This is a genomic window from Vibrio sp. NC2 (assembly GCF_025195005.1).
GTDB lineage: Bacteria > Pseudomonadota > Gammaproteobacteria > Enterobacterales > Vibrionaceae > Vibrio > Vibrio splendidus.
Genome location: NZ_JANVFC010000004.1, coordinates 358,816 through 380,864 on the forward strand (window position 1 = coordinate 358,816; position 22,049 = coordinate 380,864).

Genomic DNA, 22,049 nt, shown 5'->3' on the forward strand with positions numbered 1-22,049 from the left:
AGGGAAGCCATTAGCTTCCCTTTTCTGTTTGATGACTATTTAGTCATTTTTTGTGTAGAAACGCTGTAGCTCAGTCAGGCCTTGCATCAATACCGGTAAGCGAGGGCTTACGTTTTTCAGGCGCTTGTAATTCTGATCGTACAATTTGTAGTTACCAAATTTATCTAACACAGTGGTTTGCTGGTCGGTAACAAGGGCAAGTTCACGTGAGTCACCCGCGAGAATCCACTTTCTTTTGCGCTCATTAAACAGGCTGCGACCGCTACTGAAATCTGTTGGGTTTGAAGATACGCCCAATAGCTCTTGCATCAACGTTACGGATACGTCTAAATGACTAGAACGGTGAGTGTATTCAGAAGCAGACTTACCAGGCCAGCTGATAAACAGTGGCACTTGTAATTGATAACGACTGTAGTTGGAGTTTGCGCCCCAGCTGTTGGTCTTAGTTTCGTTAAACTCGCTACCGTGATTAGAGGTAATGATAACCACCGTGTTGTCGGTTAGCTCTAAGCGTTCCAGTTCAGCGTAGATTGTTGCTAGCTGAGCATCGGCTGCTTGAGCAGACTTTTGATAGTCTGCAGCAAAACGTTCTGCTGTCGTTAACGTTGAGTCTGACTCTGAACTTGAATCGTAGCTAGAGAAGTTATCCAGCGTGGTCAGCTCAATGAAGTTAAACCAAGGACGTTTAGCTTGTGGTGATTGAATCCAGTTAGACCAAGCTTGTATCGCGCTTTTGTCATCATAAGTTGCTTGCTCTGGCATAACATCACGGCCTCGGAAGATGATTTCCGAGTAAAGTGCATCGTCAAAGTTGTCGCCACTGAAAGCCGCAAACTTATAATTGTGATTATCTAATACATCTAACAGTACTGCACTTGAACCTTGAGCTTCGATGCTGCTTGCATAGCTGCTTGGAAGGCCATAGAACAAACCGAAGATACCAAACATGTCGTTACTTGAACTGTAGTGATTGGTGAAGTTGATCGATTGTTGTGAGTATGCGTAGCTGTTTGGCATCGCTGTGGCATTAAGTGCATCAGAGCGAAGGTTGTTTACACTCACCATCAGGATATTAAGATCATCACTGCGGCGGTTGTATTGAATTTTTTCGAGCGGGTAGCTAACTAAGTTTACGTTCTCTTTGTTGGCTTCTAAACGCTGTAGATACTCTTCACGGTCTAATAGGCCATGTTTTTCCATAAAGCTTTTCGCTGTCATTGGGTATGACAGTGGGAAGTTCGCTTTCTGGCTAGTAATTGGGTTGTAGAAATATGCATCAGCCCACATGTAGGTCAAGTGGCTGCTGATGAAACACAAGAAGAAGACGGCAGTAATCGGACGGCCAATGTGTTTATGAGACAGTTTACGTTGCTTACGCCAAACCCACTCAGACAGACCTAGCTGCAATAAGAAGATAAGTGGCATAACAATGAAGAGGTGTTGCAAATCAGATGTGAATGCAGACTCCTCTCCACTGAATAAAACCTCCCACACGACAGGTGTCAGGTGGAGGTTTATATTTTGATACGTTTGGGTATCAATCAGTAGGACAGTTAAACCTATGGTTGCAAAGCAAACGGCAACCAAACGTAATAACTTCCTCGACGGAAGAATAAAAGTGAGCGGAAACAGCACTAATAGATAAAGCGCGAATACTAAAAATCCGAAATGACCAACCCAAGATGCAGCCAAATAAAATTGACCCAATAGGGTTTCTGGCCAAGCAGATTGAGTAATATAACGAGTACCAATCAACATCGCAGCAATGATGTTGAAAAATGCAAACCAGTGACCCCAACCAACAAGTCGAGATACGCGATCGCTATATGAGTTTGCGCTGTCTACCATTTATAATTCTTTTATCCGTCAATCAAATTTAGTGAGACTTTTTATCTTCAAGAGAAGAGATTAAAGCTTCGGCAAATTTTTCAGCAATTCCTTTGCGTTGTGAAGCAGCAACATTCTGATTTAAGACATTGGTTGCGATATTTCCAGCGATCATCAGTGAAAGTTCTGGTGAAGATTTGTGCTTAGTGAGTACAGCACCTACTTCAGCTAGGATTTTTTCAACTTGATCATCTGTGTATTTAGATATAATCGGCATAAGGACTCTAATAATGATAGTAAAAGCGGCTTATGATAACCTACTATGCACGACAACTGAAACCTGAACGGTAATATTTTCACTATGAGCCTTCACCTTTCCAACGTAATTTTACACCAGCTGAGCAAGAACGATCAGGATGAACTGATTGTTAACTATCGTGCTGAATCTCTAGAGAACGATGCTTCATCTGAAAGCCTAGTTGCTGAACTTCACCGTGTTTTTAATTCAAAAGCAGGCAAAGGATTTGGTTCTTTCAAATCCGACAGCGAATTCCAGCAGTCGTTGCATGAATTTCGAGCGGGAGAGCAAAGTTTCTATGATTTCTCTCAAAAAAGTGCGCTACGTCTAAAAGATGAGTTATCGAAGTACCCATTTGCTGACGAAGGCACTTTGGTACTCGCTGAATACCAATCACTGGCGACAGACTACCTTTTCATCGGTTTACTGCCTTCAAACCAAAGTTTGAAAGTGACTGAAGGGCTCGACATCAGTGCGACTGATTACCTTGATATCTCAAAGATGGATATTGTGGCGCGCCTTGATCTTTCAACATACGACACAGACAAAGAGTCAAACCGTTACTTAACTTACATTAAAGGACGTGTTGGCCGTAAAGTCGCGGATTTCTTCTTAGATTTCTTACAAGCTGAAGTCGGTTTGGATGCGAAACAGCAAAACCAAGTACTGATGCAAGCGGTAGAAGATTTCGTTTCAGACTCTAAGTTAGAAAAAGAAGAAGCGATCAGCTATAAAAAGCAGGTTGCGGATTACTGTAACGAACAGCTAAAAGCGGGCGATGAAGTTCAAGTTCGTGAACTTTCTGGAGAACTGCCAGCAAGCACTGATGGTACAAGCTTCTTTGACTATACTAGTGAGCAAGGCTACGAGTTAGAAGACAGTTTCCCCGCTGATCGCGCAACTATGCGTAAACTAACAAAATTTGTTGGTGCTGGTGGCGGTTTGAATGTTAGTTTTGATAGTCTGCTTCTAGGCGAACGTATCTTTTACGATCCGGAGACAGACACGCTAACGATTAAAGGCACTCCACCGAACTTACGTGACCAACTGACTCGCAATAAGTCATAGTCCGAAGTGAATGAGTAAAAGCGGCAGCAAGATGTTGTCGCTTGTTTTGTGCTTAGTCTTTTAGCAAGTGTCATGGCTTCAAGTTAACACGCACAAGGAATATAGATGGAACAATCAGTAGCAAAGCCCAAACGCTTTAAAAAACCGGCCACTTTCTTGGTTGTGCTCTTGGCTCTGTGGCTACTTCCTTCATTGGCTCTCCTTAATCTAAGCCGTTCCTACACCAATTCTCTTGCTCAAATTGAAGAACTCGGTATTCGCGTCAATGAATTGAGGCAATCGCTTTATTTCTCTGAGCCGCTGCGAGTTTCTCGTATCAATGAGTTAGCACTTGATGCTCAGTTGGTTTATTCGATCCGACTGCAGATTGAATCTGATTTTCAACACGCCTTGTTTCGCCCTGATGTGAATCAACTGCTTTATGTAGCCGATCAGTTCCTAGAAAAGTTTGATGAGTTCATCCCGATAGAAAGCCAGGTTCAAGACATCGTTGACAATATTAAGATACTGCGCGCTGATAAAGAGCTTTCCCCTAAACTAAAACCGCTACTCAACGAATTCGGCGTTGTTGTCTTTGAAGCGATGTATTCTGACAATCAAAGCTCGTCAGCGACTTATCGTGCGTTTGATTCAATTCTAGAAAAATCATATTCATTAAAAACTGAAGAGCAAGACGCACTGCAACAGTTATTGGCTGATGCCTCAGCGTTGTTGAGTGATTACGCTCAGCTCAATTATTTAGTCGATAAAATCAAGAAAAACTCGGTGAACGAACAGATCATTAAACTTGAAGCTGAGTTCCATGACCATCAGTTTAACCTATTGCTAGTGATGCTAGGTTTAAGCTTGGTAACGATGATCACATTAGTGTTGTGGGGCGTTAGATCGAGAAAATTGATTCAACAAGCTGACAAAGAACTGAGCCCTGAACCAGTTACCGATTCAAGTAAGGAAAATGCTCTCTCTGCGGTGAAACAACCAACTAATGACTCTTCCGTATTGGAGATTATGCCAACGAGCAAACATTCCGACCTTCAACCTCAAGAGGGCGTTAACGTAACAAGCCAGAAAATTGTTCAGAAGAACACTGAGGAAGCTCCAGTGGCAGAGAAACACATCGCAAGTGTCACTGATTCAAAGCCTGCGATTGATATTGAAGACATGCTAGAAACGCTTGATGGTGATGCTGAGTCTGTCGAATTGCTACTTGGTGTTTTTGTACAAGATCACGCTGATGATTACACGAAGTTCAAATCTCTTCTCACTAAAGATGAAACCTCTGCTGCTCGCATTGTACATAGCTTAAAAGGTGTGGCTGGCAGTATCAAAGCATCTCGATTAGCGATCATTGCAGCAACCATTGAAATGACAATGAAACAGTCGAGAGCGATCAGTGAACACGATTTAGAAGAACTAGAGGCGGCAATAAAAGCCTCTATAGATGCTGCGTTTGAATATTTAGATAAGCAGCGTTAACTTTTGTAGGAATTTTGACAATACTCTGACGAAGTGCTCATACAATCCGCGCCCTTAGTCTTTGTCAGAGGTTTACATGTTACGATTTTCGAGTCGACGTTGGATGGTGTTGGTGCTTAGTGTTGTGCTAAGTGGTTGTTCTCTATTAGAAGTTAAGTTAGATACTCAGACGACACCTCTCACTCAACAAGAGCTAAATGCTCGAATCATGACGCGTGAATACGCCAAGATGTTTTTTATGCGAGTAGAAGACTCAGCCGATCTCATTGCTCAATCTTATCCTGCTGATGACACCTTACATCAATCTTACGTCTTGCTTTGGAAGATCCATGCGGAGCAGGGCTTACAGCAAGCGGCTTATCAAACTTCACCTATGTCTGCCTTAATCGACTCGTGGGTGTTCACTGCCCAAATGAATCAGTTTTATCGCCAAGGCGATGGCGCGGATCTGTTCGCGACAGATGATGCGGTAGAGACTGCTCGTTTTCTTGATCAAGAAGCAGAAAAACTGGCAAAGGGTGTATTGAGCTCGAGTGATTTCAAGAACAGCAAAGTGTTCGTTGCGCAGTTTGCTGCTAGCCACCCATTTAAAGACCTCACATTCAGAAGCACACCTGCTTACCGAGAATGGCTGAGCTACCTAGGTAAAGACGAGTCGCAAATTGTCCAGAGCTTAGGCACTATGCCTGAAGCAATGAGTGACGCATCCGATCGTTTAAGTTTGATGGCTGATCAGACGCCTAAACTAATGTCTTGGAAAGCGGAGCTGGTTGCGTTAAACAGTTCGCTAACGGGTGAAGACCTGTCTATGACGCTAGAAAGTCTTCGTCAAACGTCAGCAAGCATGCAAGACTTCATCGAGAACAACCCTGAGTACATGCAAACACTGGCTTCTATTATGTCGACAGAAATGCAGCCTCTACTCAACGATCTTAGCGACAAGACAGACCAGAAATTAGCGATGCTCACTGAAGAGCGTGTGGCGTTAGAAAAAATGGTGACACGTGAAAGAGAAGCTCTGGTAGAGATGATTGCGAAAGAGCGCATTGAGATTGCAGGTATCGTGACTTCAGAAAGGGAGTTGTTTACGCAAGACCTTGACCGCGTATCTCAAGAGGTGGTGGTACTGGCGATTGATAAGCTGATGGAGTTAATCAAAAGTGTGATTATCTACTTCATCCTGTTTATCTTAGTGGTGTTCTTTGCACCGTTAGGCATCGGTTACTGGTTGGGTAAGCGAACCATAAATAGATAAATAGATGAACCAGTAGATCAAAAAAAGAGCGCTCTAGGGCGCTCTTTTTGCATTTATATCATTAACGTTTTTGTACTTACTTTCTAAAGCTCTGAGGCATTAACTTATGCTTGCTGCTTAGTAAGCTCTGCCGCTTCTTCAGTTTCAACGGCTGGTGCTGTTGGTTCACACTTATCAACGAACCAACCCATGTAAGAGGTCACGATAGTCACGATGATACAGATGAAGCTTAGCCACATGAACGGTGCGTAAGATAGCGTTGCAACGCCTAGAATACTCGCCATGTAGATACCGTTATCACTCCAAGGAACCATGCCTGACGTTAACGTGCCACCAAACTCAGCATTACGAGATAGGTTCTTACGTTTGTAGCCCAAACGGTCGTAGTTCTTCGCACAGATTTTTGGCGTAAGGATTAACGATACGTACATCGCAGAACCGAACACGTTACCCATGAAAGCCGTACCAATGGTGCTGGTTGCTAGTGAACCTGCGCTGTTTACGCGGCGCTCAAACACTTTAGCAATTGTCTCTAGTACGCCCACTTTATCCAGCAAGCCACCGAAACCTAAACCAAATACGATAACCGCAACCGAACCAAGCATTGAAGACATGCCGCCACGGTTAAGGATTGAATCAATGAACTCTACGCCAGATGAGATAGAGAACGGTGCCCAAGCAGTGTTGAATGCCGTTAGGAAATCGATCTCTTGGATCATGACCGCCCAGATAATACCTAGCAGAGAACCAAAGCTGATTACTGGGAATGAAGGCATACGGAAAGCCAACAGGCCAAGCACGATAAGTACTGGAACGAATGAGTAAGGCGTGATGTAGAACTGAACTTCCATTGCTTTGATGACAGAATCTACTTGGCTCATGTCAACATTACCTGCGTAGTGGAAACCAAACGCAGTAAACATGATGCCAGTAATAATGTAGCTGATTAGCGCAACAGGCAGCATGCCTTTTATGTGTTCAACCACTTCGACACCAGACATTGAAGAAGCCAGAATCACTGAATCAGAAAGTGGAGACATCTTGTCACCGAAGTAACAACCTGATAGCACCGCACCTGCTGTAATTGGTGCTGGAACACCTAAGCCTTGGCCAATACCCATCATCGCGATGCCTGCAGTACCCGCAGCACCCCAAGACGTACCGGTCGCCAATGCGGTTAGAGAACAGATGATCATGGTCGCTAAAAGGAAGATAGAAGGGTGGATAGCTTTCAGACCATAGTAAATGATAGTAGGTACGATCCCGCCTGAGATCCAAGTACCAACAAGAGCGCCAACGGCTAAAAGTATTAAAACCGCGCCTAAGCCATTGGATATTCCTTTGAGTGCCGCTTTTTCTAAGTCTTTGTATTCGTGGCCAAGACGAATACCAAGAACCATGATAATGAACCAACCAATATACAAGGCAAGTTGAATTGGAAGGTCAAGCTTTGCTGTAAAGGAAAAAGCAAGGGATAGAAATAGTCCTAACGCGATGAATACCTGTAATAGGTTCGGTAGGCGAGTTTTACTCTGCTTCATAAAAGCCTCTTGTTAATTCGAGCATTTATAGTGCTTCGTTATAGTGTGTGGTGCAAAACGGACACTACAGTAATTAGTTTATTATATCGAAAAAATACGCCCAAGTTGTGATATTTGACTGTTAACTCAATCAATTGTGGTTTCATAATCTGAAATTTTGTTAAATTCATGATTGTTACATGTTGAAGTTTGTCGCACGTTGTTTTCGTTTTGTAAAATATAATTCTGATTAACCTTGGTTTAAAAGAGGGATTTACTGTTTGTGATAGGTGTCGATTCAAGCGGTTTTGGCGATGTAAATGTTTGAATTTGACGATAATGGGTGCTTTAACAATGGTGTAGACATTGAATGTCGATACAGAGATAACTGCACGATTCATTACGTTCACTTAAAAGAAACGAAAAAGTTACACTTTTTGACAAAAAGCGCTTGAGTTCTGTTTCTGAAAAACTTATAGATGGGGGAGAGCAATTTTTAATTTATACATGGAGAGTGAGCGATGAGAGTAGGTCTAGTTGGTTGGCGCGGTATGGTTGGTTCTGTACTAATGCAACGTATGGTTGAAGAGAAAGACTTCGACTTGATTGAGCCTGTTTATTACAGCACATCTCAGATTGGTATTCCTGCCCCTGTTCTAGGTGGTAAAGATGCGGGTCTACTTCAAGACGCTTTTGATATTGATAGCCTAAAACAGCTTGATGCTGTGATTACCTGTCAAGGCGGCGATTACACATCAAAAGTATACCCAGCATTGCGTCAAGCAGGTTGGAAAGGTTACTGGATTGATGCGGCTTCTACCTTACGTATGGACGCTGATTCAATCATCACTCTTGATCCTGTTAACTTGGCTCAAATCCAGCAAGGCATTCACGGCGGTACTAACACTTTCGTTGGTGGTAACTGTACTGTGAGCTTAATGCTTATGGCTTTGGGTGGCCTTTACGAGAAAGGCATGGTCGAGTGGATGAGTGCCATGACTTACCAAGCGGCTTCTGGTGCAGGTGCTAAGAACATGCGTGAACTGATCTCACAAATGGGTGTGATCAACGATAGCGTAAGTTCAGAGCTAGCAAACCCTTCAAGTTCCATCCTTGATATTGATAAAAAAGTCGCTGATACCATTCGTTCATCTTCATTCCCAACAGACCAATTTGGTGCTCCGCTTGCGGGCTCACTAATCCCTTGGATCGATGTGAAGCGTGAAAATGGTCAAAGCAAAGAAGAATGGAAAGCAGGTGTTGAAGCGAACAAGATTCTTGGCTTAGATGGTCAGCCAATCCCGATTGATGGTACTTGTGTACGAATCGGTGCAATGCGTTGTCATGCTCAAGCATTAACAATCAAGCTTAAGCAAGACGTGCCAATGGACGAGATCGAAGAGATCATCGCGACGCACAATGATTGGGTTAAAGTGGTTCCTAATGACCGTGACATCACGGCACAGGAGCTAACACCAGCGAAAGTAACAGGCACTATGTCTGTACCAGTAGGTCGTCTGCGTAAGATGTCTATGGGTAACGACTTCCTGAATGCGTTCACTGTCGGTGACCAATTACTTTGGGGTGCTGCAGAACCACTACGTCGTACTTTGCGCATTATCTTAGCTGAGAAAGCGTAACTGACTCATTTTTGAGAATAATTAACGAAGAAGCGCCTTAGGGCGCTTTTTTCGTTTCTGATGACAGAAGCCTGACTTTAAAACCTTACCTTTCGTGCGTCTTAAAGTTGGAGCTAGAAAATGAAAGCAAACCTTAAAGGTTTTACTCTTATCGAGTTGATTGCTGTTATCGTCATTATTGGTGTTTTAGCGGTTGTTGCAGCACCTAGGTTTTTAAACATACAACATGATGCTAGGGCTTCGGTTATGGAAGGATTGGGAGCATCTGTCCATACTGCGGCTGATTTGGCGTTTGAAAAAGCCGCCGTGGAAGGTATGGAAGATCAAGAATCATATTTGATTCCTGAGTATGGGCGAGTGAAGTTTGGTTACCCCGCGGTTGAAAAAGGGGGAATGGAAAACTTTTTAGCGATTGATTCAGGGTTTCATGACCTGACTACTGAGTGGACATGGGCAGCGCATAATAATGGCTCAGTGAGTGACCCAGACCTGTGGCTGATTACCCGGTCGGAATATTTGTCGGACGTTCTTCCTAATGACTTCAATACCGCTATCGAGAAGACCCAATGCTATGTGAAATACACGGCCGCAATGGAAGCAAATGATGACTACCAAGTGGAAGTTTTCACAGACGGCTGTTAGTTACTTTAGTTAGATAGTTAAGAAAAAAAAAGAGCTCTTAGGAGCTCTTTTTTTGGTTTTTATTCGGTCTCGTCGGTGACGACCCGCTTGTCTGGATCTGCTAATTCGCTAGCACAGTGCTTGCAATACATCGCGTCCGAATCATGACCCGCTCGGTTGCAGTTAGGACACTTAACCAACTCTTTGTGTGAGTTCATCTCATTACTGAGTTCTGCGGTAATGATCCCGGTTGGCACCGCTAAGATAGAGTAACCCAACAGCATGGTAAGCGAAGCGATCGCTTTACCTAACGCGGTTTGGGGGATCATGTCACCGTAGCCAACCGTAGTGATGGTTACAATTGCCCAATAAATACTGTGGGGAATACTGGTGAAGCCATTTTCTGGTCCTTCAATAACAAAGATCAGAGCGCCGAAGATAACGACCAAGATACCCACTGTACTGAAGAAGATCAGTATCTTTCGTCGTGCCATCAACAGTGAGCGCAACAAGATATTGGAATCTTGCAGGTAACGAACCAGTTTTAGGATTCGGAAGATACGCATCACACGCAGCAGTCTAACTACCCCCATAAATGAAGCGCCAGGGAAGATGATCGCTAGGTAGGTTGGAAGAATCGCCAATAGGTCAACGACACCATAAAAGCTGGTGGCGTAGGATTTGGGTTTTGGAGAGCAATAAAGTCTCAACAAATACTCGAGAGTAAAGAGGGCTGTAAAGGTGTATTCGATATAACGCAGCTGCTGTGACCATTCGGTCATCACATTAGGGATGGACTCTAAGATCAGAACCAACAGCGAAGCCAAGATTGCAACGATCAGAGAGATATCAAATGCACGTCCGGCTGGCGTGTGAGTACCAAAGATAATGACGTACAAATGATGCTTTAGTGGCTTGCGTGACATAAGGAAAGATTCATCTTCTGTTAAATGCATTAACAATCATTATACAAGCTTCATAATAACGAGGCGAGTGAAAGCCCAATTGCTTTACTCGCCTCATCTATCGTTCAGTAGTGGTTGCCCTTTTAGAGCAACTGAAATGCCGTTAAACGTTATGCCAAACCTGGGAACAGGTTACGTAGGCCATTGGCGATGAACTCGATGCCCAATGCACCAAGAATCAAGCCCATGATACGAGTGATCACGTTGATACCGGTTTGACCTAAAAAGCGAACGATAACCGGCGCTGAACGGAACAGAAGCCAAGAGCATGTTGCAAACGCGATGATACTAATGCCGATGCCTACGGTATCAATGGCTGCTGGATAGCGAGACCCATAAACAATGGTCGAGCTGATTGCACCCGGACCCGCCATTAGCGGCATAGCCAGTGGAACAACTCCGATTTGCTCTTTGCTGATGTATTCAGATTTCTCTTGTTTGTTCTGTTTATCTTCACCGAGCTTACCGCTCATCATCGAAAATGCGATGCTCAGCAATAGCAAACCACCTGCAACACGAAATGAATCTAGCGAGATGCTGAACATATCAAGCAGCATTTGCCCCGCAACAAGCGACACAATCAGGATAACGGCAACAGCAATGTTTGCTTGTAAGGCTGTCCTGTTCCTCTCTTCTGGCGGCATATGAGCAGTAAGAGAAACAAAAACAGGCATGATGCCGATAGGGTTTACGGCAGCAACAAGCCCAAGGAAGAATTGCATAAAAATTGCGAGTTCTAAGCCTTGCATGAGAGCGGTCTCCAGTTAGCGTACTTAAAGTAGAAGTGTTGATCTGTGAATAGTCAGAGCGCGTAATGTAAGGGACAAACTGAATTTGCACGAATGAAAAAAACTAACCTGAAATAGGGGATTTTTTTTAGAAAAACTAATTGAATCTCACTTTTGTATTCGCCTTGTTGAAAGCTAGTTGTTAGTGTTTCATTTTGTAACTTGTTATTGAGTAACTGTTAACCATCGCACGAATTTAATAAAAATTATGTCAGAATCTAGCCGCTGCAACGGTATGGATATACTCTCAGTAGCACGAATATAGCTGTATACATGTAATTTAACGGACTAAAAATGAAACTTTTTTACAGTTTATGACGCTATGTAGAAAAAAGTTGTCTGTTTGCTTGTTTTTTGCGCTAACGAAAAGTGTGATTTTAATCTATGTAAATCATGCTCTTAAGTTGATTTTTGCGATTGCCTTACTACTTTCTGGTTAATTCTTTTTGGGTAACTGATCTGGGTCAATTTTTTTCACACAGTGAAATAATATACTCAGTCCTGAAAGCAATTTACTAAGAACGCTGATGTTTAAGGTTAAAAGCAAGCAGCGAATTTAATAAAAAGTTTTTAATATTTATTATTTTAGGAGATCCACCATGCCTGTAACTAACTTAGCGGAACTTGATGCTCTAGTAGCTCGCGTTAAAGCAGCACAAGAAGAATTTGCTACATTCTCTCAAGAGAAAGTAGACGCAATCTTCCGTGCAGCTTCTCTTGCTGCTAACCACGCTCGTATCCCACTTGCACAACAAGCAGTTGCTGAATCTGGAATGGGTATTGTTGAAGATAAGGTTATCAAAAACCACTTTGCATCTGAATTTATCTACAACAAATACAAAGACGAAAAAACATGTGGCATCTTAGAAGAAGATGACAGCCTAGGCACAATGACCATCGCTGAGCCTGTAGGTATCATCTGTGGTATCGTTCCAACAACGAACCCAACTTCTACAGCAATCTTCAAATCTCTAATCTCTCTTAAGACACGTAACGGCATCATCTTCTCGCCACACCCACGTGCAAAGAACTCTACTAACGACGCTGCTAAACTTGTTTTAGATGCGGCTGTTAAAGCGGGCGCACCAAAAGACATCATCGGTTGGATCGACCAACCATCTGTAGAGCTTTCTAACGCGCTTATGAAGCACGACGGTATCGCGCTTATCCTAGCTACTGGTGGTCCAGGCATGGTTAAAGCAGCATACTCTTCTGGTAAGCCTGCTATCGGTGTTGGCGCTGGTAACGTTCCTGTTGTTATCGATGAAACAGCTGACATCAAACGTGCTGTAGCATCTATTCTTATGTCTAAAACATTCGATAACGGCGTAGTATGTGCTTCTGAGCAAGCTGCAATCGTAGTTAGCGAAGTATATGACGAAGTTAAAGAGCGTTTTGCTTCTCACAAAGCTCACGTTCTATCTAAAACTGACGCAGATAAAGTACGTAAAGTTCTTCTTATCGACGGCAACCTAAACGCTAAAATCGTAGGTCAACCTGCTCCAGCAATCGCTGAAATGGCGGGTGTTAAAGTTCCTGCTGATACTAAAGTTCTTGTAGGTGAAGGTCTTGGTAAAGTTTCTTACGATGACGAATTCGCTCACGAGAAACTGTCTCCAACTCTAGGTCTATTCCGCGCAGACGATTTCGAAGACGCTGTTGCTCAAGCGGTAACGATGGTTGAAATCGGTGGTATCGGTCACACGTCTGGTCTTTACACTAACCAAGACGTAAACGCAGATCGTATCCGTTACTTCGGTGACAAGATGAAGACGGCTCGTATCCTAATCAACATCCCTACTACTCACGGTGGTATCGGTGACCTGTACAACTTCAATGTTGCACCTTCTCTAACTCTTGGTTGTGGTTCATGGGGTGGTAACTCTATCTCTGAGAACGTAGGTCCTAAGCACCTTATCAACAAGAAAACTGTAGCGAAGCGAGCTGAAAATATGTTGTGGCACAAACTACCTAAGTCTATCTACTTCCGTCGTGGCAGCCTTCCAATCGCAATGAGCGACCTAGAAGGTAAGAAACGCGCATTCCTAGTAACTGACCGTTTCTTGTTCAACAACGGTTACGCAGATGACGTAGTACAAATCCTGAAATCGCAAGGTATTGAAGTTCAAGTATTCTTCGATGTAGAAGCGGATCCAACATTGTCTGTTGTTGAGAAAGGCGCTGAAGCAATGAAGAGCTTCCAGCCTGACGTAATCCTTGCTCTAGGTGGCGGTTCTCCAATGGATGCTGCTAAGATCATGTGGGTTATGTACGAGCACCCAGAAACTCACTTCGAAGAACTTGCAATGCGCTTTATGGATATCCGTAAACGTATCTACAAGTTCCCTAAAATGGGTAAAAAAGCTGAGCTTGTATGTATCACTACAACTTCAGGTACGGGTTCAGAAGTTACGCCTTTCGCCGTTGTTACTGACGACAAGACTGGTGCTAAATACCCACTAGCGGATTACGAAATCACGCCAAACATGGCTGTTGTTGATGCTAACCTAGTAATGAACATGCCTAAGTCTCTAACAGCGTTCGGTGGTTACGATGCCGTAACTCACGCTCTTGAAGCTTACGTATCAGTTCTTGCGAACGAATACTCTGATGGTCAAGCTCTACAAGCTCTTAAGATGCTTAAAGAATACCTACCATCAAGCTACAAAAACGGTTCAGCAGACCCAATCGCTCGTGAGAAAGTACATAACGCTGCAACGATTGCTGGTATTGCCTTTGCGAACGCATTCCTAGGTGTGTGTCACTCAATGGCTCACAAAATTGGTGCTGAGTTCCACATACCACACGGTCTTGCTAACGCACTACTTATCTCAAACGTTGTACGTTACAACGCGAACGATAACCCAACTAAGCAAACTGCATTCTCTCAGTACGACCGCCCACAAGCACGTCGTCGTTACGCTGAAGTTGCTGACCACCTAGGCCTAAGCCAAGCTGGTGACCGTACTGCTCAGAAGATTGAACGTCTACTAACTTGGTTAGAAGAGCTTAAGAACGACCTAGACATCCCACTATCAATCCAAGCTGCGGGTGTTAACGAGTCTGACTTCATTGCTAAACTAGACGAGCTAGCTGTTGAAGCGTTCGATGACCAGTGTACAGGTGCTAACCCACGTTACCCACTAATCACTGAGCTAAAAGAAGTACTAACAACGTCTTACTTCGGTACTCCTTACGTTGAAGGTGAAACTTTCGAAGGCACTACAGTGATTCTTAAGAAAGCTGACCAAAAGCCAGCTGACGCGAAAGCGCCAAAAGCTAAAAAAGAAAAAGCTAACGCGTAATAAGTAAGCATTAGTTTTGAGATAAGTTTTCGCTAGCACGAACCTTATCTATCGGGAAAAGATCAAAGCCCTAGTCGAGAGACTGGGGCTTTTTTTATGTTTGTTGCCTGATCTACGCGGCTTGAAAGGCTAGAGTAATGTCACTCGATTAGAAATGAATGGCTCAAATGTGCTTGGCATCGGGGAAGAACTAAACCTCAGCAGCGACCACTCGCCCACTAAAGTAATCATTAGAGACGATGTATTCCGTTGTTCTGGTCAGCTCATCTTGCAGCTGAGCCCAGTGGCATCGGTTGAGCTTGCCATCGGAGTTATGGATTGCCGGGACAACACCGCCGACTCGAATACCAAATGGAGTCAGTTCTTTGGCCCAGCTATGGGTAAAGCCAGTAATCATTGAGTTCGCACTCTCTAAGCCGGACACGTCATGGAAGTCATCGTGAGAGATCACATTCACAATAACGCCTTCTTTATCCTCCTCTCGTAATCTCTCGGCACTGATTTGCCCAAATGCGAAAAGAGTCGTAGCCATAGAAGAAAGATCATTGATAAAGCTACTGACAGGCTGATCGCCAATTAGGCTTGGCATCGGGGAGCTTATCCAATTATTGACCAGTACATCGGGCGTAGTGTTGAAGGTGGTTTGAATAAAATCAAACACGCTGAGAATTGCTTGGTTGTCATTACTTTTGAGCGTGTAGTGGTAAACCGAGTCAGAAAAACGAGCACATTGTAAATAGGTCGCTTGAAGTGCTTCCGTGTCTTTATCACAAAGGATGACTGTGGCTCCAAGGTTAACAAAGTGGTTCGCAATCGTCCCTCCGAGTTGCGAGCCTGCAGATGTCACCAATATGATTGAGCTTTTTATTTCCATCCCAGCACCTAAATAAATCGTCCATGTCGGATAAGGATGGGTTAAATTTCATACAATGGGTGTGAAGAGGTTCAAACTAAGGCGTGCCAATTGATAAGTTTTTATGAACTTAGTGGCAGCTCACATTTCGCAGTAACTTCAAGTAGTAATCGACAACTCGTATTTCATGTTCACCCAAGGCTGGTGGTTCATATCACGCATGTGAATGATTTGAAATGCGCGAACTAATCAAGAATAGCAGTGGATAGAGAACGAAAAAGAGGAAAGGTAAGTGACAGCTATACTTGAGCTTGAATTTGGTACTGACGCTGAGCAGTTGATAGTTCATTGTAGAGCGTAGCAAGTGGCAAATCAGGAACCTGTTTGTTTGCCAATTTACGTCGGTCATGACCAGAAATGTTTTGGTAAACCTCTTCGGGTAAGTCGGCTGTATCTTCAGGCATGAAGGCAAGCGCTTCCGGTTTCAAGTAATGGCTGAGTTTTGCGCTGGCAAGGCTAGCTTGATGAAAATGATTAGATTGCTGAGCTGAAATTTCATACGAAGATTGGTTCGAACGCAGCGGCTGCGGTTCTGCAACGCCGAAGTGTTTACGCAGGCGATCTTCAGTTGTCTCTGTGACTTCAATGGTGTCAATCGGCGTGCAATCACGAACGTCATTAGAAAACATAGATAACAGCAACGCGAAATCTGCACGGCGACCTTGCTCAACCGCTTGGCTGATCCCGATGCCGAACTTCAGTTCGTTGATGATTCCTGCTTTGTCTAAAGTATGTATTTGCATGCTGCCTCTCATTGGATACACCTTTAACGGCATGGAGTCGGCAAACTTTAGTGTTTAATTACAGGCAAATAGAGAATTTATGCAGGGCGGGGAAGAGTGCTAGGAATTGGTCGAGAAGTAAGCTCTCTTGGCTAACTGGCTAACTGGTTAATTGGTTAATTGGTTAATTGGTTAATTGGTTAATTGGTTAATAGGTTAATAGGCTAAGAAAGGTCTAGATTTTGTGGAATACGACAGATACAAAAAAGCTCACGCCGAGGCATGAGCTTTCAATAGATAACTCGCTATAAATAGCGCAGCGTAAGTAATAATTACTTAGCTAGGTTCTCTTCTACGAAAGACCAGTTTACTAGGTTCCAGAATGCAGCCATGTAGTCAGGGCGAACATTGCGGAAATCGATGTAGTAAGCGTGTTCCCATAGGTCAACAGTTAGAAGTGGAGTAACACCTTCTTCTGTTAGAGGAGTAGCAGCGTTAGAAGTGTTAACGATGTCTAGAGAACCGTCAGCTTTCTTAACTAACCAAGTCCAAGAAGAACCGAAGTTGTTGATTGCTGAATCAGTGAATTTCGCTTTGAATTCTTCGAAAGAACCGAATGCAGCATTGATAGCTTCTGCAACAGCGCCAGTTGGTTCGCCGCCTGCTTTAGGAGCAAGACAGTGCCAGTAGAACGTGTGGTTCCAGATTTGAGCAGCGTTATTGAAAACACCACCAGTAGAAGTCTTAACGATCTCTTCTAGTGTTTTGCCTTCAAACTCAGTACCTGGGATAAGACCGTTTAGCTTAACAACGTAAGTGTTGTGGTGCTTACCGTGGTGGAAATCTAGCGTTTCTGCTGAGATGTGTGGTTCTAGCGCGTCTTTCGCGTAAGGAAGAGCCGGTAGTTCAAATGCCATTGCTCAATTCTCCATTGATATGAAAGAGTTAACTCTTTCGATTGCTTCCAGTGATATTATTATTCATGGTTCGCTTTACAGCCAACTATGGTCAATTTGCTGACTTGCGATATAGTTTAGCAAGTTTTTACTTTATTAAAAGCTTAATTCATCACTTTTGTGTGAATTGTTAGCTTAGCTTGTAAACCGCTTTTTTTATATGGTTTTTATTCTTTTGGTTTGGGGTAGAATAAAGGCAATAAAAGCCGTAATCCATTAACGAGGAAGCAATGGAAACTATCGATAAAATCAAACAGCAAATTGAAGAAAACACCATTCTACTTTACATGAAAGGTTCTCCTAAGCTGCCAAGCTGTGGTTTTTCTTCTCAAGCATCTCAAGCTCTAATGGCATGTGGTGAAAAATTTGCTTACGTAGATATCCTACAAAACCCTGACATCCGTGCAGAGCTTCCAGCTTACGCACAATGGCCAACGTTCCCACAACTTTGGGTTGACGGTGAGCTGATCGGTGGTTGTGACATCATTCTTGAGATGTTCCAAAAAGGCGAACTTCAGCCAATCGTTAAAGAAGCGGCTGCAAAAGTAGCTGGCGACGACGCTGAGTAAGCTTTAAGCCTTTGTGCTTAAATATTGAATGGAAGGGGCCCTTAATGAGGCTCCTTTTTTGTTTGAATGGTTTGAAAGACTCGATAAGGAATGAACAATGGACGTAAAACTTCATTATGTGCATGACCCAATGTGCAGTTGGTGCTGGGGTTATAAGCCAACATTAGAACTCTTAAAACAGCAGCTACCTGCGAGTATTGAGTTTAACTACGTAGTCGGTGGTTTGGCCCCTGATTCTGAAGATCCAATGTCAGAAGAGATGAAAGGTAAGCTGCAAGCTATCTGGAAGCAGATTGAAGCTAAGTTGGGTACTGAGTTCAACCACGAATTTTGGACTGAATGCCAACCAGTTCGCAGCACTTACCCTGCTTGTCGTGCTGTGATTGCCGCTGGTTTTCAAGACCACTACGAAGCGATGCTTGAAGCGATTCAACATGCTTACTATCTTCGTGCGATGTTGCCACACAGCCAAGAAACGCATTTGCAGTTAGCTGAAGAGCTAGGGATGAATGTACAACAGTTTGAAAATGATCTTTCTAGTAAGTTATTGGAAAGCGAATTAGATGACCAGTTAGGCTTTAAAGAAGCGATCGGTGTGCATTCTTACCCGACGTTAATGCTTGAAGTAAATGGTATTTTTACGGCAGTAGAACTGGATTACCATTCAACGGAAGCGACGCTTAAGTCGATTCGCGAAGTATTGGTGAATAACGCTCCCGCTGCATAATTCAGCTAGAGCTGTCTGTATTAACGTAAATTATGTCCAAGGCTTACTCATCAGAGTAAGCCTTTTTTGTTTGGCGTCGCTGGTTCATTGAGAGTGAGGAGGAAGGAAGAGTGGAATGAATCCCAGGAACAAAAAAGACCGCACGAGGCGGTCTTTATAATGTCTTTCTTTAGCTTATAGCTTACTACTTACGGTTTATTGCGTATTGATTCTTAGCTAAAGAACCCAATTACAGAACCATAGCCGCAACCCAACCGAATACGATCAGTGGGATGTTGTAGTGTAAGAATGTCGGTACAACGGTTTCCCAAACGTGCTCATGCTGTCCATCAGCATTAAGACCCGATGTTGGACCTAATGTTGAGTCAGAAGCAGGAGAGCCCGCATCACCTAGCGCTGCAGCTGTACCTACTAAAGCGATCGTTGCCATTGGTGAGAAACCAAATGCTGCCGCTAGAGGAACGTAGATAGTCGCAAGGATTGGAATCGTAGAGAACGAAGAGCCGATACCCATTGTTACCAATAGACCAACGATTAGCATAAGCAGTGCCGCTAGAGGTTTGTTGTCACCAATGCTGGTTGAAAGTGCTTCAACCAGAGATTCAACGCCACCCGTTTGCTTCATAACTGCCGCAAAACCTGCCGCTGCGATCATGATGAAACCGATCATTGCCATCATGTGAACGCCTTTAGTGAAGACATCGTGTGTCTCTTTCCAAGCGATTACACCACCGAAGGTGAATACCATGAAACCAGCCAAAGCACCGATGATCATAGAACCTGTCGATAGTTGAACCGTTAGCGCAGCAACAATACCAGCAGCAGCCACTAGGATGTGCTTCTTGTTGATCTCTTTCACTTCGGTTGAAACAACAGTATGAGACGTTTCTTTGTATTGACGCGGCTTACGGTAAGTAAAGAATACAGCCGTAAGAAGGCCGAAGATCATGCCTGCAGCTGGTAACAACATTGCCATTGGTACTTGGCTTGCTACTACGTTTTCAAGACCGTTGTCGTGAAGGTTTTTAAGCAGGATGTTGTTTAGGAAGATGCCACCAAAACCGATAGGTAGAACCATATACGGAGTAATCAGACCAAAAGTAAGTACACACGCAACCAGACGACGGTCTAGGTTCATTTTTGCGAATACGCCTAATAGAGGTGGGATTAAGATTGGGATAAAGGCGATATGTACAGGGATTACATTTTGCGAAGACATGGTCACTAGGATCAAAGACGCTAGGATGCCATATTTTAGACCATTAGATGCAGCACTGTTCTCTTTACCGTGAATACGCTTAATGACGCTTTGAGCAAGCAGATCAGTGATACCAGAACGTGAGATAGCAACAGCAAATGTACCAAGCATAGCGTAGCTAAGTGCGATAGTTGCACCGCCACCTAATCCACTTTCGAAAGCCGCGACTGCGTCGTTCAAGCCCATACCAGAGGCTACGCCACCGATAATTGCGCTGAACGTGAGAGCAACGACTACGTTTACGCGCATCAAAGCTAAAACAAGCATGATGCAAACTGAAATTACAACAGGATTCATATTATTCTCGGGATGTTGTGTTTTTTATGAAGGCAATACGAGTGAACGTTTACCGACTCTATTTTTTATTCTTCGTCAACAAGAGGCCAACCACCAAGGGCTTTCCATTTGTTTACAATGCCGCAAAATAACTCTGTGGTTTTTTGCGTATCATACAAAGCAGAGTGTGCTTCTTTGTTGTCAAATTCCATCCCTGCAGTGCGGCAAGCTTTAGCCAAAACGGTTTGACCGTAGGCAAGACCACTAAGAGCTGCAGTGTCAAAAGTAGCAAATGGATGGAAAGGGACGCGTTTAAGCTTACAGCGCTCACTTGCTGCATTAACGAAGTTCAAATCGAATGTAGCGTTGTGAGCAACCATGATTGCGCGACTGCAATCTGAAGCTTTTTGTTCTTTTCTCACTAGCTTGTAGATTTCTTTAAGGGCTTCTTGTTCCGACACAGCACCACGTAATGGGCTAAATGGGTCTTTAATTCCGTTAAAGTCTAATGCTGCCTGCTCTATATTTGCGCCTTCAAAAGGCTCAATGTGAAAATGAAGCGTTGATGCAGGGTGCAGATCTCCGTTCTCATCCATTTTTAACGTAATGGCACAGATTTCTAATAATGCATCGGTTTCAGCGTTAAACCCTGCGGTTTCCACGTCGATGACCACTGGAAAATAGCCACGAAAGCGTTTTTTTAGGGTCAGAGCTTCGTTTTCTACAGTCATGTTAGCCCAAATAAGTGTGATTAAGGCTGCATTATTGCAGATAATAGCAGTGATAAAAACTAGGGAAGGGCAATAAATCATAAATTACCTAATCCATTGCGGCTTGATAATTGCATATTTAAACGTAAGAGAAAAATGCGGCAATTGGCTGCATTGTTAAACGAATTGCTTAAGAGATACTCCACTTTATGAAGAAACAACTCATAACAGGTTCAATGCTATTTTCGCTACTTATGTCGTTACCAGTAATGGCACAAGAAAAGCGTTATGGAGCATCTCCTCAACAGTCAAAGTGGGAGATGGTGGCCAACACGCCACTCGAATGCCGCTTGGTTCACCCTATCCCAAATTTTGGTGATGCTGAGTTTTCATCTCGCGCGAGTAAAAAAATCATTTTGGACTTTGAGCTTAAAATGCGTCGCCCAATGGGTGCTACGCGTAATGTCAGCTTGATTTCGATGCCGCCACCTTGGCGTCCGGGTGAAAGTGCTGATCGCATGACAACCATTAAGTTCTTCCAACAATTTGATGGCTACGTTGGCGGTCAAACGGCGTGGGGAATCTTGAGTGAGTTGGAGAAAGGGCGCTACCCGACATTCAGTTACCAAGAGTGGCAGAGCCGAGATCAGCGAATCGAAGTGTCGCTGTCGTCGGTGTTATTCCAAGAAAAATACAATGTGTTCAGTGACTGTGTTGCTAACCTGTTGCCTTACAGCTTTGAAGATATCTCTTTCACGATTTTGCACTACGATCGTAATAGTGATCAGCTGAACAAGTCGTCGCGCAAAAGGCTGAGCCAGATCGCCGATTACGTTCGCTATAACCAAGACATCGATCTTGTACTGGTGGCAACGTACACCGATTCTGTCGACAGCAAAGGTATTAGCCAAAACCTTTCAGAGCGCAGAGCGGAATCGTTAAGAGAGTACTTCAAATCTTTAGGCTTGCCAGAAGATCGTATCCAAGTTCAGGGCTATGGTAAACGTCGCCCGATTGCAGACAACAATTCGCCAATTGGTAAAGACAAGAACCGACGCGTTGTTATCTCTTTAGGTCGTACGCAGGTTTAATCAGAATAATTGCTTGTTTTGAAATCAGATAGCCCGTCGTAATGACGGGCTTTTTTGTCTTTAA

The 22,049-nt window shown here is 43.7% G+C and carries 19 protein-coding genes; 9 read left to right on the forward strand and 10 right to left on the reverse strand.

What is annotated here, in order from left to right; translation table 11 throughout:
- Window positions 1-39 precede the first annotated feature (39 nt).
- Both NX845_RS08805 and NX845_RS08810 read right to left on the reverse strand, forming a co-directional pair.
- The gene (locus tag NX845_RS08805) at window positions 40-1,848 is read right to left on the reverse strand and encodes a DUF3413 domain-containing protein (protein WP_004734064.1); all 1,809 of its coding nucleotides are present in this window, start codon (window positions 1,846-1,848) and stop codon (window positions 40-42) included.
- Window positions 1,849-1,876: 28 nt separating this feature from the next.
- A complete protein-coding gene (locus NX845_RS08810; protein ID WP_065681305.1) occupies window positions 1,877-2,104 on the reverse strand; it encodes a YejL family protein in 228 nt (75 codons plus the stop codon).
- 84 nt (window positions 2,105-2,188) lie between these two features.
- Here NX845_RS08810 and yejK point away from each other — a divergent pair, with 84 nt between their 5' ends.
- From yejK to NX845_RS08825, 3 genes are all read left to right on the forward strand, one after another.
- Complete coding sequence (gene yejK / locus NX845_RS08815; protein ID WP_017079528.1) at window positions 2,189-3,193, forward strand: nucleoid-associated protein YejK; 1,005 nt, start codon at window positions 2,189-2,191, stop codon at window positions 3,191-3,193.
- 105 nt (window positions 3,194-3,298) lie between these two features.
- Window positions 3,299-4,669, forward strand: a complete 1,371-nt coding sequence (locus NX845_RS08820; protein ID WP_065681304.1) for an Hpt domain-containing protein — start codon at window positions 3,299-3,301, stop codon at window positions 4,667-4,669.
- 76 nt (window positions 4,670-4,745) lie between these two features.
- Window positions 4,746-5,924, forward strand: a complete 1,179-nt coding sequence (locus NX845_RS08825) for a hypothetical protein (protein ID WP_017085646.1) — start codon at window positions 4,746-4,748, stop codon at window positions 5,922-5,924.
- A gap of 104 nt (window positions 5,925-6,028) precedes the next feature.
- Here NX845_RS08825 and nhaC read toward each other — a convergent pair whose 3' ends face one another.
- Window positions 6,029-7,465: a Na+/H+ antiporter NhaC gene (nhaC, locus tag NX845_RS08830; RefSeq protein ID WP_017079531.1), complete on the reverse strand. Its 1,437-nt coding sequence runs from the start codon at window positions 7,463-7,465 to the stop codon at window positions 6,029-6,031.
- A 500-nt stretch (window positions 7,466-7,965) separates the two neighbouring features.
- Between nhaC and asd the strand changes: the two genes are divergently transcribed.
- Both asd and NX845_RS08840 read left to right on the forward strand, forming a co-directional pair.
- Entirely contained in the window at window positions 7,966-9,084 is a 1,119-nt protein-coding gene (gene asd, locus NX845_RS08835; protein ID WP_017079532.1) for an aspartate-semialdehyde dehydrogenase, read from the forward strand.
- A 120-nt stretch (window positions 9,085-9,204) separates the two neighbouring features.
- Window positions 9,205-9,726, forward strand: coding sequence for a type II secretion system protein (locus tag NX845_RS08840; RefSeq protein WP_065681303.1), 522 nt, complete (start codon window positions 9,205-9,207; stop codon window positions 9,724-9,726).
- A 59-nt stretch (window positions 9,727-9,785) separates the two neighbouring features.
- On the opposite strand, the gene NX845_RS08845 is transcribed toward NX845_RS08840, so the two are convergent.
- Window positions 9,786-10,631: an ion transporter gene (locus tag NX845_RS08845; protein ID WP_029224605.1), complete on the reverse strand. Its 846-nt coding sequence runs from the start codon at window positions 10,629-10,631 to the stop codon at window positions 9,786-9,788.
- 149 nt (window positions 10,632-10,780) lie between these two features.
- Window positions 10,781-11,419, reverse strand: coding sequence for a YchE family NAAT transporter (locus NX845_RS08850; RefSeq protein WP_004734056.1), 639 nt, complete (start codon window positions 11,417-11,419; stop codon window positions 10,781-10,783).
- Between the two features lie 638 nt (window positions 11,420-12,057).
- On the opposite strand from NX845_RS08850, the gene adhE reads away from it, so the two are divergent.
- Window positions 12,058-14,763: a bifunctional acetaldehyde-CoA/alcohol dehydrogenase gene (gene adhE, locus NX845_RS08855; protein ID WP_017079534.1), complete on the forward strand. Its 2,706-nt coding sequence runs from the start codon at window positions 12,058-12,060 to the stop codon at window positions 14,761-14,763.
- 190 nt (window positions 14,764-14,953) lie between these two features.
- On the opposite strand, the gene NX845_RS08860 is transcribed toward adhE, so the two are convergent.
- From NX845_RS08860 to sodB, 3 genes are all read right to left on the reverse strand, one after another.
- Window positions 14,954-15,637, reverse strand: coding sequence for an SDR family oxidoreductase (locus NX845_RS08860; protein WP_004734052.1), 684 nt, complete (start codon window positions 15,635-15,637; stop codon window positions 14,954-14,956).
- A gap of 278 nt (window positions 15,638-15,915) precedes the next feature.
- Window positions 15,916-16,419, reverse strand: coding sequence for a VC2046/SO_2500 family protein (locus NX845_RS08865; RefSeq protein WP_302622110.1), 504 nt, complete (start codon window positions 16,417-16,419; stop codon window positions 15,916-15,918).
- 311 nt (window positions 16,420-16,730) lie between these two features.
- Window positions 16,731-17,315 carry a superoxide dismutase [Fe] gene (sodB, locus tag NX845_RS08870; RefSeq protein ID WP_004734050.1) on the reverse strand — a complete coding sequence of 195 codons (585 nt, stop codon included), beginning with the start codon at window positions 17,313-17,315 and terminating at the stop codon, window positions 16,731-16,733.
- A gap of 269 nt (window positions 17,316-17,584) precedes the next feature.
- Between sodB and NX845_RS08875 the strand changes: the two genes are divergently transcribed.
- On the forward strand, window positions 17,585-17,923 hold the full coding sequence (locus NX845_RS08875) for a Grx4 family monothiol glutaredoxin (RefSeq protein ID WP_017076187.1): 339 nt from the start codon (window positions 17,585-17,587) through the stop codon (window positions 17,921-17,923).
- A 97-nt stretch (window positions 17,924-18,020) separates the two neighbouring features.
- A complete protein-coding gene (locus NX845_RS08880; RefSeq protein ID WP_017079304.1) occupies window positions 18,021-18,650 on the forward strand; it encodes a DsbA family protein in 630 nt (209 codons plus the stop codon).
- A 229-nt stretch (window positions 18,651-18,879) separates the two neighbouring features.
- On the opposite strand, the gene NX845_RS08885 is transcribed toward NX845_RS08880, so the two are convergent.
- The gene (locus tag NX845_RS08885) at window positions 18,880-20,205 is read right to left on the reverse strand and encodes a Na+/H+ antiporter family protein (RefSeq protein WP_017079305.1); all 1,326 of its coding nucleotides are present in this window, start codon (window positions 20,203-20,205) and stop codon (window positions 18,880-18,882) included.
- A 65-nt stretch (window positions 20,206-20,270) separates the two neighbouring features.
- Window positions 20,271-20,915 (reverse strand): ribonuclease T, encoded by a 645-nt coding sequence (rnt, locus tag NX845_RS08890; RefSeq protein ID WP_017061178.1) that lies wholly within the window; start codon window positions 20,913-20,915, stop codon window positions 20,271-20,273.
- 188 nt (window positions 20,916-21,103) lie between these two features.
- Between rnt and motY the strand changes: the two genes are divergently transcribed.
- On the forward strand, window positions 21,104-21,985 hold the full coding sequence (motY, locus tag NX845_RS08895; RefSeq protein WP_017080932.1) for a flagellar protein MotY: 882 nt from the start codon (window positions 21,104-21,106) through the stop codon (window positions 21,983-21,985).
- Window positions 21,986-22,049 lie beyond the last annotated feature (64 nt).